This is a genomic window from Alphaproteobacteria bacterium, assembly GCA_016722515.1.
Taxonomy (GTDB): domain Bacteria; phylum Pseudomonadota; class Alphaproteobacteria; order Rickettsiales; family JADKJE01; genus JADKJE01.
In genome coordinates this window covers 710,969-725,248 of sequence record JADKJE010000001.1, presented here as the reverse complement: position 1 = coordinate 725,248, position 14,280 = coordinate 710,969, and the positions used below count along the sequence as shown (strand labels likewise).

General features: G+C 41.4%; 15 protein-coding genes and 1 tRNA gene. 5 read left to right on the top strand and 11 right to left on the bottom strand.

From position 1 onward, the window contains the following. The first annotated feature begins 64 nt into the window (after window positions 1-64). The 3 genes from IPP74_03280 to IPP74_03270 are packed head-to-tail and all read left to right on the top strand — an operon-like array spanning window position 65 to window position 4,929. Window positions 65-2,953, top strand: coding sequence for a type IV secretion system protein (locus IPP74_03280; protein ID MBL0318314.1), 2,889 nt, complete (start codon window positions 65-67; stop codon window positions 2,951-2,953). Window positions 2,954-2,973: 20 nt separating this feature from the next. Next, on the top strand, window positions 2,974-3,975 hold the full coding sequence (locus tag IPP74_03275; GenBank protein ID MBL0318313.1) for a M23 family metallopeptidase: 1,002 nt from the start codon (window positions 2,974-2,976) through the stop codon (window positions 3,973-3,975). Between the two features lie 48 nt (window positions 3,976-4,023). Then, entirely contained in the window at window positions 4,024-4,929 is a 906-nt protein-coding gene (locus IPP74_03270; protein MBL0318312.1) for a hypothetical protein, read from the top strand. A 150-nt stretch (window positions 4,930-5,079) separates the two neighbouring features. On the opposite strand, the gene IPP74_03265 is transcribed toward IPP74_03270, so the two are convergent. The 5 genes from IPP74_03265 to hisI all read right to left on the bottom strand — a co-directional run bounded on the left by IPP74_03265 (window position 5,080) and on the right by hisI (window position 8,220). After that, window positions 5,080-6,120 (bottom strand): hypothetical protein, encoded by a 1,041-nt coding sequence (locus tag IPP74_03265; protein ID MBL0318311.1) that lies wholly within the window; start codon window positions 6,118-6,120, stop codon window positions 5,080-5,082. Next, entirely contained in the window at window positions 6,113-6,448 is a 336-nt protein-coding gene (locus tag IPP74_03260) for a DUF2610 domain-containing protein (GenBank protein ID MBL0318310.1), read from the bottom strand. The genes IPP74_03265 and IPP74_03260 overlap by 8 nt, the downstream gene beginning before the upstream one ends. 124 nt (window positions 6,449-6,572) lie before the next feature. After that, complete coding sequence (locus IPP74_03255; protein MBL0318309.1) at window positions 6,573-7,037, bottom strand: hypothetical protein; 465 nt, start codon at window positions 7,035-7,037, stop codon at window positions 6,573-6,575. 53 nt (window positions 7,038-7,090) lie between these two features. Next, a complete protein-coding gene (gene modA, locus IPP74_03250; GenBank protein ID MBL0318308.1) occupies window positions 7,091-7,888 on the bottom strand; it encodes a molybdate ABC transporter substrate-binding protein in 798 nt (265 codons plus the stop codon). Further along, window positions 7,888-8,220 carry a phosphoribosyl-AMP cyclohydrolase gene (gene hisI / locus IPP74_03245; protein ID MBL0318307.1) on the bottom strand — a complete coding sequence of 111 codons (333 nt, stop codon included), beginning with the start codon at window positions 8,218-8,220 and terminating at the stop codon, window positions 7,888-7,890. Before hisI ends, modA begins: the two co-directional genes overlap by 1 nt. A gap of 119 nt (window positions 8,221-8,339) precedes the next feature. On the opposite strand from hisI, the gene IPP74_03240 reads away from it, so the two are divergent. Continuing rightward, a tRNA-Leu gene (locus IPP74_03240) sits at window positions 8,340-8,427 on the top strand. A 220-nt stretch (window positions 8,428-8,647) separates the two neighbouring features. After that, complete coding sequence (locus IPP74_03235; protein MBL0318306.1) at window positions 8,648-9,847, top strand: cation:proton antiporter; 1,200 nt, start codon at window positions 8,648-8,650, stop codon at window positions 9,845-9,847. Window positions 9,848-10,589: 742 nt separating this feature from the next. Here IPP74_03235 and IPP74_03230 read toward each other — a convergent pair. From IPP74_03230 to IPP74_03205, 6 genes are all read right to left on the bottom strand, one after another. After that, window positions 10,590-10,778 (bottom strand): hypothetical protein, encoded by a 189-nt coding sequence (locus IPP74_03230; protein ID MBL0318305.1) that lies wholly within the window; start codon window positions 10,776-10,778, stop codon window positions 10,590-10,592. A gap of 343 nt (window positions 10,779-11,121) precedes the next feature. Continuing rightward, window positions 11,122-11,265: a hypothetical protein gene (locus tag IPP74_03225; protein ID MBL0318304.1), complete on the bottom strand. Its 144-nt coding sequence runs from the start codon at window positions 11,263-11,265 to the stop codon at window positions 11,122-11,124. A 441-nt stretch (window positions 11,266-11,706) separates the two neighbouring features. Next, window positions 11,707-11,901, bottom strand: coding sequence for a hypothetical protein (locus IPP74_03220; protein MBL0318303.1), 195 nt, complete (start codon window positions 11,899-11,901; stop codon window positions 11,707-11,709). Between the two features lie 627 nt (window positions 11,902-12,528). After that, the gene (locus IPP74_03215) at window positions 12,529-12,921 is read right to left on the bottom strand and encodes a hypothetical protein (protein MBL0318302.1); all 393 of its coding nucleotides are present in this window, start codon (window positions 12,919-12,921) and stop codon (window positions 12,529-12,531) included. 264 nt (window positions 12,922-13,185) lie between these two features. Then, complete coding sequence (locus IPP74_03210; GenBank protein MBL0318301.1) at window positions 13,186-13,395, bottom strand: site-specific DNA-methyltransferase; 210 nt, start codon at window positions 13,393-13,395, stop codon at window positions 13,186-13,188. A gap of 236 nt (window positions 13,396-13,631) precedes the next feature. Beyond that, window positions 13,632-14,264, bottom strand: coding sequence for a hemerythrin domain-containing protein (locus IPP74_03205; GenBank protein ID MBL0318300.1), 633 nt, complete (start codon window positions 14,262-14,264; stop codon window positions 13,632-13,634). Window positions 14,265-14,280 lie beyond the last annotated feature (16 nt).

Genomic DNA, 14,280 nt, shown 5'->3' with positions numbered 1-14,280 from the left:
ATTAAGGTCTGCCGGGGATAATTGTTCCAACGTACGATTATAAGGGTGGTGGGATTTAAACTCCATGTGGATGAAGGGCATACTCAAACAGCGACTTCCCGTTTTGCGATGTATGGTCGCTGTTTTATGGCTTGCCTTGGCATTCATTCAAAGTGCCCAGGCAGCGATAGTCGATGAAGTCCAGGATGTTGCAGGTGAAACTGATATCGGGATAGCCAGTTTATTATCCCCCGTTGCTAATCAGATAACGAATAATTTGAATGCTTTTTTTAGTTCTCCTGTCCGCATGATCAGTGGAGAGGTCAAATTCCATATGCTTCCTGGAGATGATTTTGTTTGCCCTTCTCCGATTGATATCTACACTATTTTATCCGATCAAATGGATTATTCTTTTGATGAAACCTATATAGCTTATGAACATTTATGGTGGTTTCAAAATAATGGAGAGGGGATTATCCTCTCGATGCCAGGAGACGGAAGCAAGCACTATATTAAACTGGCTATGGGATTTCCATTATTACTCACGTATTGTGTGGAAGAAACATTTAATGTAGGGAAAGGACGTTCCAAGGACGAATCTACCATCAATGTTTGTGCCAGGGATGACATATCTGAAGAATGTATGTTGATGAAACTAGGCGATTGCGTAGTTTTAAAAGGCTCAACCATGTGTGCCACCCTTAATGCGGATCAAATCTGCGCGCTTTCCTATATTGGTGGGGTTATACCTAATCCTACCTTTAAAGATGCCTGCATTTCCGCTGGGAAATATGAATATCACGGCGCTATGTGTTTAAAGGCGCTCAATAACTTTATTGAAACGGAAAAACTCGATAATTGTGTTTGTTTTCCAGATTGGATACCCAAAAGTTGTACGGATGGATTTCGCAGTGGTCTGGCTGGAAGTAAAGAGCTTATTACAGCAGGTGTTGTGGAAGATGGAACGTTACTTGCATCGTATCTGGAGAGAGGGTGGCAGATATCTGGTCCGATTGTAGAGTGTGTGGAAGAGACTGTAAGGAATATTTTTAAGTCTGAGTTTACCGATTGCACGGGTAGGCCATCACATTCTCATACTTTATTTGAAACGTTTCAAGAAAATATGAAAAAAATGGTGTTGGCGGCCATGGTGCTTTACGTCATTCTATTTGCCATTAAAGCTGGATTATTACAGCTCGGAGAGGAAGGGACTGGTTCTGACCTGCTTATTTTATGCCTGAAATTATCCATGGTCGCCTGGTTTGCTATTGGGGGAGGCTGTGCTTATTTTTATGATTATCTGGTGGGATCTGCACGAAGTTTAACGGAAGCAATGGTTGATGCTTCATCACAGGGGGCGGGCAAGATGTGTGGGCTAACTGGGATGTTAGATCAGGCTCATTTACCTCACTCGGAAAAGCTGGAAAAAATACTCCGATATGCGTTATGGTCGGAACTTGATTGTAAATTAATGACCTATGTTGGATTTGGGTCGTTTACCGACGGTGAAATTGATTTTGGGTTTTTACTGCTCCTTGCCTTTGCCATGGTCATTATGGGGCCTATTGGACTATTTGCGCTGTGCATTATGGTGATATGTGTGGCCTTTATCGGGTTGGTTGCATTGCAGGCACTCCATACCTTTATTCTAGCGTCGATTGCCAGCACTATCCTACTCTTTTTTGCTCCAATTTTTGTGCCGATGGTCATGTTTGGTTATACCAAAAGCATTTTTGAGTCTTGGTATAAGGAATTATTGGGCCATACATTGTTTCCTATGATTGTCTTTGTGTATATTGGCATGTTTATGGTTTCCATGGACCATTTCATGTATGGAGATTTGGAAACCTATAATAATACGTTTGATGCTCAAGGCAATGTCGATGCAAGTGCCTGCGATCCTCATGCTATTGTCTGTATTATGCATGAATTCAAAGATGAATTATCCGACAATCCTATTTCTATGTTGGGTGGTGTTCTGGCCTATATGACAGGTATAAATCTGCTGATGGATTTTGATATTCAGATTCGTCTGATAGTAGGAATGGTTGAATTGTTATTTGTGTCCTTCCTGTTTTATAGCTTTTTTGACGTAATGCTTAATCTTGCCGGTGAATTGACCGGTAGTACGATGACCAATATTGGTAAACAACTTGCTTTTGCTGCAGTAAAAACGGGAATGCCGATCGTCATGACAACCGTACAGACCGTTGCCAAAGGGGTGATGAAGGTAATGAAATTAGCCAGTGAAGTCGTCATGGTTGCTGTTGGAGTTGCCGTTGCCGTGGTTATGGTTCCAGTGGGAATCGTTGTCGGTCTAGTGGTGGCACCTATTGTTGATTTGGTGATAACGGCTGTTTGTGTCATTTTCCCAGTGGTGGGTGAAGTTGCTGCCGTTGTCGCAGATATTGTTGCCGATATTGTGATTGCCATAGCTGATGTGATTGCTACCATTGTTATTGATGTTGCTATCGAAGTCATTATGGCTATCGTTGATCTCATCATCGATCTAATCGTTGACTTGATCGTGGATATCGTTGGAGATGTCGTAGAAGAATTAGTCAATGTGATTGCTGATATCGTTGAGCAGACGGTTGAGGAAGTTGTCGAATCAGTCGTAAGGAGTGTCGTTGAATCATTGGTCGAAAACATTGTTGAATCATTGCTGGGCGATGTTGAAAGCCTGACTTCATCAGCAGGCAAGGAAATTGAAAACATGATTGAAGACATAGGAGAAAAGGTTGAACAGAAAATTTTGGATACCATTGAAGATACGATTCATGATGTTGCAGATAGGTTAGTCCATGTTGTTGATACTGTCTCTAATGCAGTCATGGATGAAGCCGTGGGATTATTCCAGCAAGCACATGAAGAGCAATTTGGGAATGATCATAAGAATAAGGATGTTGCGGCCCTTGCAAATCAATATTCTGACCGCGTCAATGGTACCATTCGAGATAAATTTGGGTTATAATGATATAATGGAGATTGATTATGAAACAGCATTATGTGTCTATTTTATCAGGCTTAGCTTCACTTGTTATGGCGGCGGCTGCGTACGGAGCGCCACAATTTGGAATGCCAATACAATGTGAATATGGCAAGGAGTGCTTTATCCAAAAATATGTGGATTTAAATCCCAGCAAAAATATGTATATGGACTATATGTGTGGAACATTATCCAGTGAGGGGCATAATGGAACAGATTTCAGATTAAGGGATTTCACCGATCTTCAAAAAAATGTCCCTGTGGTTGCGGCCGAAGCTGGCGTTGTTAAAGCCATGCGAGATGGCATGGAGGATGTCACCGTTACCAGTATTGACGTGAACAGCCTGAATGGAATGTATTGTGGTAATGCCGTGCTTATTACCCACAAGGATGGGTACGAAACCCAATATTGCCATATGAAAAAAGGTAGCATTAACGTTCAAAAAGACACTAAAGTAGAAAAAGGTGATATTATTGGATATGTGGGTTTATCAGGTGATACCGAATATCCACACCTCCATTTTTCGCTTAGACATAAGGAAAATGATGTCGATCCGTTCGTTGGTGATTATGTTCCCTTTGCCGGTTGTGATAAGGCACGATATCCATTGTGGGATAAGGCAACTCTGCAAAAATTAACCTATATTCCAACAGGGCTTTTAAATGCATGGTACTTCAGTGAGGTACCTAAAGCCTACGAAGCACGTAATGGTGTCTATCAATCCATCAACAAAATGAATACAGACACCACCTTGCTGGTGTTTGCAACCGATCTGTTTGGGGCACAAAAAGGAGATGTGCTTCATATGGAAATTCGAAATCCGAAAAAAGCAGTGATTATTGAAGATACCCATACATTTGATTCGCCTAAGGCACAGTTTTTTCATTTTATCGGTAAATACAGAAAAGCCGAGCCTTGGTTATTTGGAAAATATGTTGGATCAGTCAAATTAACGCGTAACGGCAAAACCATATTTGAAAGTGATAAAAATCTTATGGTCGAATAAACCATTTAAGAGTACATCGGTAACAAAGATCAAAAGGGGGAAAGATCTATGACGGATAAACAGGATAATGACCAATTTATGCAGGAGAATGGAATATCGGATGGTTTGTTCCCTACTGAGGATGCTAAGACTGGTGCTGTCCATTCGCCGCAAGTAACCGGTGGGAGGGGCTCCTACGATGGATTTTGCCGCTTGGTTTCAACCGTCTATGCCGATACAAAGAAATTCATAGAAAAAGGTTCGCTCAGGCACTACAAGGCGGCCTCGTTGGCACGTGTGCGTGGTAGGGACAGTTGGGTTGCCGCAGCCACTACGCGAGCAGATATGATGATAAAATTGGTTAGCCGGGCCAAAATGCTTGATAAATTATTTCAAGACACCAAACATATCAGTGACCTGCCAGAAATTAACCAGTATTTTGGTGTTTCATTTTATGAGATGCTTTCAAGCAAAGAAGAAATTCTTGCAGAGACAATGACCAAGGCTTTGTGTGGCGAAAACACGCCGTTGATCCTTACTACGCGCATTAAAGATAAAATAAGGAATTTGCTCATTACCAGGGCTTTCCTGCGAAAGATGGCGTCTGGGAATCAGGGTTTAGATGATGGATTGATCAATGATTTTAAACGTGCATTGGCTGATTTACCTGCGGAGGAAAGGAACGAAAAATTGCAACGGTTGACGGCGGCGTACGGTGATGCAATGGCTATCAGAATAGTGATGCAAGAAGTCGTAAGCAAACAAAAGTCTCTCAGCCTTGTAGAGCAGTTTCAACAGAAGGTGCTCAACCACGTAAAACCTGAGAAAAAAGCGAAGATAGACGAGTTGTTCAGGCGAGTCCCTAAGAAGAACAAAGAAAGCTTGATGCGTGAAATGATGAGTTTGCGCGATAATATGGTGGATGAAAAAATGATCGAATTGAAAAAGATGCGGGAAGGGGACAAGGACGAATAGTAAAATGGGTACACCTACTCTCCAAGAAGGCAGTGATGTTCAATCGGATGTTTGGTTGAGGGATGTACGACCTTATGTTTGTGGTTTAATGAACAAAAATAATTGATGTGTGAAACGACGTCTGTGTGAACGTTCATTCATTTCGGCTCGTCATATCCGGATATTATGTTTAAAACCCGGATTAACCACATTGATCACCTCATGGTTACGGAAGAAAGCTAATAGCTGGTGTATGGCATTCACCGTGATTTTGGTCTGTGCTTCTTGGGTGCAATCGGCAATGTGGTGGGTAAGGATACGTTGTTTGGGCGAATCAATATTCAAAAAAGGTGTTAGTAATTCAAAATCACCGTCAATAGCATAGGATTCAATGGTATCGCTTTCCAGGGCATCGGCTAAGGCCTGCGGATCAATTAATTGTGGGCGGGCAGTATTGATTAAAATGGTGTTTTCGTGGTGTGATAGCCAGCCAAAACTTTCTTTATTCATTAAATAGTGGGTATCTTCAGACAGCGGAATATGCAAACTGAGGATATGTAAGTCTGAATAAAGCAATTCTTCCAGGCTTTCTGCGCATTCTACTCCAAATGATTGTGCCCTATTGGGGGTAAGACTGCGACTATAGACCTTTACCGGCATATCAAATGCCAGAGCCCGTTTAGCAACAGCCTGGGCAACATTGCCAAAGCCTACTAATCCGAGATGTTGTCCGGCTAGTTCATTTCCATAAAAAAGATCAACTGGCTGCGGTTTTCTAGCATTCACTTGTTGCGCTGCTTTATCGATGTTACGGCGTGCGGCTAGTTTCATCATTAAGGCAAAGGTATATTCAGCTGTTGAAATACTATTTTGGCCAGGTGTGTTTTCCACACAAATACCATGTTGTGACGCGGAATGGACATCGATAGAATTAACACCAGCACCGCCTCTGATGATAAGTTTCAATTGCTGCGCGGCTTGGATCGCTTTGGTCGAGACAATCTTAGGTCGCACGATCAATGCATGATAGTCGGAAATAGATTGTTCGATTTGTTGAGGGGTAATATCTGGCCAATAATGAAGATGTATCTGATTCCGCGTATAAACGGATTCTTTAAATTCGTTAAAATGGATAAAGAGATCTGGTTCCGTTTCCTCAATAGACTCAAGGGTTTCGATATCTAATGATTCTGCAATAAGAACTCTAACCACCACTATTCTCCTCGCTATTTTCTGTTGTTGCATTCAATGCGTCAAAATTTTCCTGTGGCTTGGTCGCATTGAGGTTAGCATCCTCTTCACTCGCTACCTGGAGTGCGTAGACACATAAATCTTCAAAGGATACGCCATTTTTATCAGCAAGTTCTTTGAGTTTGGCAATAGCATCCATGACATCTCCAGGAATGCTGCCCCCTCGCTCCTTACTCAACCAGTCCGACTGAAAATGCAATGGATGGTGACGCTGCTCGGGCTCGCCAATATAGACAGTAAATGGCGATTTAGTGCCTCCAAAATTACAGGGTATCGTAAATTTCTTCATGGTGATCCTAACCTTAACGCCCAGTGGTATTCTTATACTAGGATAGTATCAGTAAAAAAGATTGTCAAAACGTAATGACAGAGAATGGCAAATTGAAATAAAAAATAGTTAGAAAGGCCTGATCTTAAAATTTTCGCCCACCTTTGCCGGAAGAACGAGACTTAGCTAATTTACGAAAATAATAAGGGTCATCTTTTTCTATGACTTCGGTATTAGCTTGTGCTTTAACCCTGGTAACCCACGATGAAGCCTTCATCCCTAAACTTTCGAGATTCAAGAGTGCCTGGATAAATTTCGATTTTTCTTGTACGACTAACTCAGTCCAGAATCCCAGCACGCGGATGCCTACGACTTTCTCTTCATCAAGCTGTTCTTTTCTTTGCTGTTCTAGCTCTTTGTCTTGAAGGCGCTCAATCGGCGGTCTTAGAGGACTTGGCGGTTTAGGTAAGGGCTTTTTTTCTACTCGTTCTAGTTTTTTCGGTCTTTTCCGAATATAAGTTCTTAGACGGTAAAATATCAAAATAAGGGCAATTATAATGCCCAGTATTAGCAGAATTAATAATGTAAAATAAAGAATATCTGCAAGCAATGTTTATTCCTCTGTACCTACCTATTTTACCACATCTTTTGGGATAGGTCACGTTAAGGATGGGGGCCAAAGCCATAATAGGCGAAAATTTGTTGGTATTTAGGGTCTGAAATGGTGGCGATAAATTGGCGGCCTATCTCCATTTGATCGCCGGCTACGACTACAGCCTGGTAAATAATGGGGTCGTAGGCGTTATCTTGAATGGGTTTAAGGATTTCAAGATCATGATAGTTGACGACATCGGTAAGATAGACAAAACCAGGCCTGTTTTCTTTAAGCATGAGCTGAACCGTTTGACGGGAGTTCAAGGAGGTAATTGCCAGGGGTGACAGGGTATCCCATAGCGCATAATGTTCAATGGATTGTCTAATTTTATGGCCTTGATCCGTCTTGTTGGAATCAGTCATTACAAAGGAAGTGTGTGTGTCAATAAGGCTCTGCAGCACCTCTTCAAATGATTTCTTTGCTTTAAGCTGGAGCCTGAGCGCGTGGTTTTTAGGAATGGCGAGCACAAGCTTATTGGAAGCCAGGTTGACAACCGTATAGGCATCGATCACACCCTGGGTTTTTAATTGCTGAACATAAGTAGAATCAGATGTTAGGAAGACATTAACGGCTTCACCCAGGTTGATTTCATCAATTTGATTAGTCGAATTGTCAAAGGAACAAGTGACAGAGACTCTATGGTCTTTGGAATAACGCCGTCCTATTTCAGTGATCGTTTCGGTTAGGCTTGGCTCTGCCATAATAACCAGGGAGGGCAGGTTCTGGAAGCCAGCATAAGCAATACTTGAGAAATAACTCATGCACAGGCTAACAAAAAAGGTTATGAGTGCAAACATCCTGGCCATCACAGGGTAATTTCCTCAAAGAAACAGGAAATTGCTCCCGTATGACAGGCGGGTCCCGTTTGGTTCACTAAAGCCAGCAGCGTATCCCCATCGCAATCAACAGACAGTAAGACCAAGGTCTGAGAATGGCCGGAGGTATCCCCCTTTCGCCAAAAAGCCTGGCGTGAGCGCGACCAGTAACACATACGTTTGCTACGCAGTGTTTCTGCCAGGGTATCCGCATTCATCCAGGCATGCATCAATACCTGCAGGGTCGTTGCATCCTGAACCACTACTGGAATCAGGCCTTGTTCGTTAAATTTGAGCTTATGGGTAAGGGAGGCAGAGAGCATAAAAATATCCTTAAACCAGGTGCTTCTAGTATGGCTTCTTTAAAACCTTAGTGCAAGGTCTCAATTTTGACTTGCGAAATAGCCAAGATAGCGTTAAATTAGCCGCCTATTCTTGTTACGCCCTCGTGATGGAATGGTAGACATAACAGACTTAAAATCTGTGGGCTTTTAAACGCCGTGGCGGTTCAAGTCCGCCCGAGGGCACCAGGCTTCGCTGTTACGAGCTTCGCCTGGCGCAGCCAGAAGCCCCTGGTAAGTTCGTTGGGGGTGAACCCTGTCTTGCTCCCAAAGGTTGAAGACGGACTGTTGAAGCGAGCTACTCACTAAATTGTTTTCGTACAAATGTCTCAGTAGCACATTGATGCAATAGACCTATAATATCACCATCGATCCTTGTGTATTTGCCATATACCCCTATATTAAAAATATGGAACACGCGCTTATTAACACCATCATTGCCAGTATTGTCACTGCCTTTATTTTTGGCATGGTGGCGAAGAAGCTTCGGTTACCTGCTATATTTGGGTATTTGTTAGCAGGCGTGGCCATTGGTCCACATACTCCGGGCTTTGTTGCGAATGTATCACTGGCTCAGCAACTGGCAGAGATAGGGATTATATTGCTCATGTTCGGTGTGGGCCTGCATTTTTCGTTTCGTGATCTATTAAATGTTCGAAAAATTGCTTTGCCTGGAGCTATGGTGCAAATGCTATCTGCGACACTTATGGGCACATGGGCGGTTAGCTTGATGGGGTATAGTATTGCTCAAGGCGTTGTTTTTGGTTTTTCGCTTTCTGTTGCCAGTACGATAGTGCTGCTACGCACGTTGGAGCAACGAAAAATGCTCAAAAGCGATGGTGGGAAAATCGCAATTGGATGGTTGGTTGTCGAAGATATTATCATGGTAGTTGCGTTGGTGATGCTTCCAGTGATTGCCCATATGATGCACAGCGAGCAATCACTTAGTCTTCCCATTATTTTTTCTACGATACTGGTGGTGATGCTTAAAATTGGGGCGTTTTTTGCTTTTATGCTGATCGTTGGACGCCGGTTCTTGCCATGGTTATTGTGTGCGATTGCTAAAATACATTCATCTGAACTTAGTACGCTTGGTACATTGGCCATTGCTCTTGGATTTTCTTCTATTGCTTATCTTGTGTTTGGCGCTTCGCTGGCCCTTGGGGCATTTTTGGCTGGTATGGTATTAGGTGAGAGTGAAATTGGCCGTAAATCAGCGAAAAATTCATTGCCCATGCGTGATGCGTTTTCGGTATTATTCTTTGTTTCTGTAGGCATGCTGTTTGAACCAGTTACACTTATGAATCAGCAAGTCGCAGTATTGGTAACGCTTATGATTATCATTATTGGAAAAGGTTTCTTTGCGCTCCTTATCGCCCGTTTGTTCAAGCAACCTTATACAGTCGGTTTTACGGTAGCGATCGGTTTGGCTCAGATAGGAGAATTTTCATTCATACTAGGTGGACTTGCTCTAACCAATGGGTTGCTGACCCAGAGTTTATATAATCTTATTATTGCTGGAGCGATGCTTTCGATTGTGATTAATCCGTTCCTTTTTCGCCTCTATGATTTTCTGTTACAAAAGCAAACCACAGCCGGCAGTGTTTAAATAACTGTGTCAGTTTCATCAATAGCTGTATATAACAGCGCAACAGGAAAAACTGATAATGAAGAAACAAACAAAAGGATAAAGGTTCGACTTTACATGGCCACAAAGCCAGAAATAGCAATTCATTTAAATTGTTTGTCACAATATTATGGCTTGCATCTAAGACCACCTCATAGCCTAGATCCGGCTCAATCCACTTAGTATAACCGTCTACGCTAAATATGCATTGCACCGGATCTAAAAATATTTAGAAGACTACTGAGAAGTAAAAATCAAGAACGATAGAAACCCTCCAATTAAGAGATAAATATTTGTCACATATAGAAAAAAACAATATATTTATTTTTTATTTTATGAGAAAATATTAAACAAAAAACAGAGATATTGATACAAGCAAATAATATATTGTCATTATGGATCCAATGCCAAACGCTGGCCATTTAATAACGACGGACATAATCATAGTAAACATAAGAATAGGAATTGGAATCAAGAAAAAATGCTAGAACTATGCAAAATAATAATATATATACTGTTCTCATATGCTACCTGATATAGGCTGGATAATTTGTATGTTCTGTCTCATCCTCTGCCCCGTTGTTGTTGTATCATCACGATTATTACAAAATTAAAATAAGGTAACATATCATAATTAAAATGATTTACACTGCTGGTTAACAAGAAATTTCCAAACAGACCTGGGTTATAAAATTATAGCTTCCTTCATTTATAGGGTCATTCACTATATTTCCTGAGTATCAATTACCACTTCATATCCTAAGATTGGGTGGATATACTTCATATTACTATCTAATTCTCCTTCCATTACCTGGCCTAAGGGAGTAATAAGAAAATTATGAAATACACTTTCAGACGCACTTAATAATTTGAATTCATTTTTATGGTAGAAAATATTCACCCCCTTCTTCATTTGTTTTTTTCCTTAAATCATAATGAATTTTTAAGAATTAAGGTATATCTTGTCTGGCATGAGCCATTTTATTGAATCATAAATAAATAAACATATCCACACCCTAGTATTAGGAAGCCAATATAACAAAATAAAATTTTTATCTTCATTCTTTTATAAACAGTTAATATATAAAACGACAGCAATGTTATGATGGAAAAATAAATGAAAAATGCATTTATGATATCAAATGAATTAAAGAATTTCCTTGCAATATATTCGGATATACGGAACAAGAAATATGATCCAAAAAGAGTTGAAAACACAAATAAGCTCAACTGTATAAATAATCTACCTATATTTTTCATTTTATACCCATAATTACTAATGGTGACATCCATTTTTGATCATTTCTTTGATTTTGAGTTGTAGGGTCATTAACAGCATTTCCAAATTGGTAATATGGAGTCACATCGAAATGATTATGAGATAATGGATTTTCAATCAAAGAATTTCCTCCAAACCAAGGAAGTCCTGGATTATAAAAATTATATGTTCCTTCATTAAGTGGATCGGTGATTATGTGTCCTTTGGTATCAAGAACAACTTCATATCCATGTATTGGATCAATATATTTTACATTATTTCCTAATTGGCCATCGATGCCTTTACTGTTACTGGATCCACAACAAAATTATGGAACACAGATTCATACTCATCCAGTGGTTCAAACTCACCTTTATGTGTTAGGAAATATTCATTTCCCTTCTGGGTGAGCGCCAAACGTAAATCATAGTGGATCTTCAAAAATTCTGTACAATTCCCAGTTTCTTGACAAATCTTATATTGCTTATCATACTCCACATCCCTTGCATCACTAATTTTTATTAACTCTCCTGAACCTTATCTTTGCACGCATCATTATCGCCACAAGCTTTTAATTTATTGATTAAATCACCTTCTCATCCGGTAACAAATAATTATAATTAATCGCCTGCGCAGCCGTCGTGTTGACCGTTTGAATAGCTCCGGCCCCCATGCCCAGGCCAAATGCAGCTCCTACCGCTAAAGATTGTCCTAACATTGCACTACCTGTTTGACTCATGCCGGCACCAAAGGCCAATTCTCCTGTACCCTCACTCACAACTGCTCCAAATGCGCCCGCTCCACAATTACCGGATAATGCCCGGTTCCACAACCAATAATCCCATGCGCTACTATATGTGTCAATGGGTCTATCATATCTTGGTGATACAACCCACCTACATATTCCGTTGCCTCTTGTCCCGCTGTGTTTGCCAAGCGACCAGAATCGAATGATCGAGACCGTTAAACAAACCATCCCCATTCACTATGTTGCCAACCGTATTACTGACTACAGCGTTGGTAGATTATAACCAGCCTTTTGGGCAACGCTTGAGGTTCCTGCTGCAATATTAAAATTGAATGCGTTGTCAATACCCGCACTGACACCAGCACTCCCACCACACTGATTGCCAGGTGTTTTAAATTAGCTGACGATCCCATGTCTTCCAGTGCACAGGATATTGCCTTGATTGTTGACCAACGCAATGCTTGCTTGTGTGACCAATGGCCTGAACGCAGCATTGGCCATAAAGGCTGATACCGATCCTTCTGCTGCACCGACTATGGGAGCGCCCAGCCACCTGTTGCTGCGGCTGCAGCAATGGCATTGACAGCCGCAGCAGGTGCTGAAAGCCGGTGGTTTTGTGGTACCATTCCTGATACACAGGATCGACCTTTTCCCAGCCTACGTTCGTTTGTTGTTGGAGTTGTCCCAGCCATTCCAAGCCGTGTTGTTGTTTGAGACGGTCAATGGTTGGCTGAGATTTTCTCCCTCCTGGCCTTCATATTGGACCGCAAACGACGTGGCATTGAGGTTCACCGCATTGGCTTGCAGTTTGGTTTGCTTAACCGTCTCAATATGATGGCCTTGATTCACCATGGTGGTCATAATGCCGTTATCTTTGGTGGACTGGATGCTTAAGTAATCCACATCTTTGGCCGCACCAAATAACAATGTATGGGCGCTGAGGTTAATGGCATCGGAAGCTGTCAGGTTACTGCTTTGAATAAACATGCTATCGCCCGCTGTCGCGTTGATGCTGTGGCCTGCCGTTAAAACGGAAGGCTTATTGGTCAAGCCCTTTCTGCACGGATAGACGAGCCACCCATAAAACCGCCACCGCCACTTTTGCCTTGATAGAGACTAGACGATGGGTGCTAACATCGGCTGCAGAACCAATAGCGCAGACAGCAGCGGTACAAGAGAATGATGTAATATTATTAGCAATTCTTGTCCCAATTTTCTCATACGCAACGAATGCGAATTAATAGCTATTTCCCAGAGGGGAAATTGTATACCATGGTATAAAGTTGGAAACAAGGGATTATTTTCAACCGAAAGTTAAATGGGAGATTGGCGCATTTTTGTATGTAAGTTAGCGAATGTCGGTTTTTCTTCTTCATGAATTGACTCTCTGCCCGTGAATTCCGGCCATCGGCGAACGATCACATCACAGTATTTTGGATCAAGTTCCATGAGTTGTGCAGAGCGTCCTGTTTTCGCTGCTGCAATGAGGGGCGATCCTGATCCAGTGAAACAATCAAGTACGATGTCCTGACTCTTGTGTTATCGGCGATGATGCATGCACGACGTTGGTTTTCAGTGAGATAAGGGTTGTTTAAGGAAGTGTGCTCAGCTATTTGTTTTTCAGGCTGATTATTGTTTTGAAACTTGAGATCTTGATTGATAGGACTAGACATAAAGCGCTCCTTTATTGAGAGTCTATGGAGAAGGGGAATTCTGCTCCAGTTATACCAGGGCATGTGTCTTGTGTTTTACGGTGCGCATCATTTTAGTTTGAGTTGATTTGGCTGTTTTAGCAGGTTTTCCAGGCTTGATAGTAGGCTCAGTTGATTTTTAGCCTTGGTTACTGCGGAGGGTTTATTCTTTTTTGCTGCCTGCGCAGGGGAGTCTATGTTGCCTTTATTCGAAGAGATAAATGTTTCCTCTGAAAAACGGTCAACACCTGTTTGGGTTAATTCCTGTTTGCGGGCTAGCATTTGTAAGCCTAACGCTTTCATATTAATGTTTAAGTGGCTTGCTTTGGGAAGCATATCCCTTTCTTCTTCTTTAATATGGTGTCTTACATTTTCTGCCAGTACGATGAATTTAGCCTCAAAGTGAGTTTCATTGCTTTTCATATCTTCCAGTTCAGCAATAAGTATTTTGGCAACGTGATGTTCTTCATCCGCTTCAGTCATGATTTTTTTGTCAATGGCATTACGGACAGTTGGATAAAAGATTTCTTCTTCGATGGCTGCATGGATTTTTAATTCCTTAATAGCCTGCGCGATTATCTTCCTTTTTTCTAATTTGTTATCTGTATCATCGAATTTATCGAATAGGCGCTTTACTTTTTTGTGATCGTCTTTGAGAATGCTGATTGCATTTTTATGGTCTTCTGTAAAAAAATCTAACATAGTGACTCCTTATTCA

What these genes read in the sequence shown, in the direction of transcription:
- IPP74_03280 (MBL0318314.1), top strand. Translation starts at nt 65, where the DNA reads ATGTGGATGAAGGGCATACTCAAACAGCGACTTCCCGTTTTGCGATGT.
- IPP74_03275 (MBL0318313.1), top strand. Translation starts at nt 2,974, where the DNA reads ATGAAACAGCATTATGTGTCTATTTTATCAGGCTTAGCTTCACTTGTT.
- IPP74_03270 (MBL0318312.1), top strand. Translation starts at nt 4,024, where the DNA reads ATGACGGATAAACAGGATAATGACCAATTTATGCAGGAGAATGGAATA.
- IPP74_03260 (MBL0318310.1), bottom strand. Translation starts at nt 6,448, where the DNA reads ATGAAGAAATTTACGATACCCTGTAATTTTGGAGGCACTAAATCGCCA.
- modA (MBL0318308.1), bottom strand. Translation starts at nt 7,888, where the DNA reads ATGGCCAGGATGTTTGCACTCATAACCTTTTTTGTTAGCCTGTGCATG.
- hisI (MBL0318307.1), bottom strand. Translation starts at nt 8,220, where the DNA reads ATGCTCTCTGCCTCCCTTACCCATAAGCTCAAATTTAACGAACAAGGC.
- IPP74_03235 (MBL0318306.1), top strand. Translation starts at nt 8,648, where the DNA reads ATGGAACACGCGCTTATTAACACCATCATTGCCAGTATTGTCACTGCC.
- IPP74_03230 (MBL0318305.1), bottom strand. Translation starts at nt 10,778, where the DNA reads ATGAAGAAGGGGGTGAATATTTTCTACCATAAAAATGAATTCAAATTA.
- IPP74_03205 (MBL0318300.1), bottom strand. Translation starts at nt 14,264, where the DNA reads ATGTTAGATTTTTTTACAGAAGACCATAAAAATGCAATCAGCATTCTC.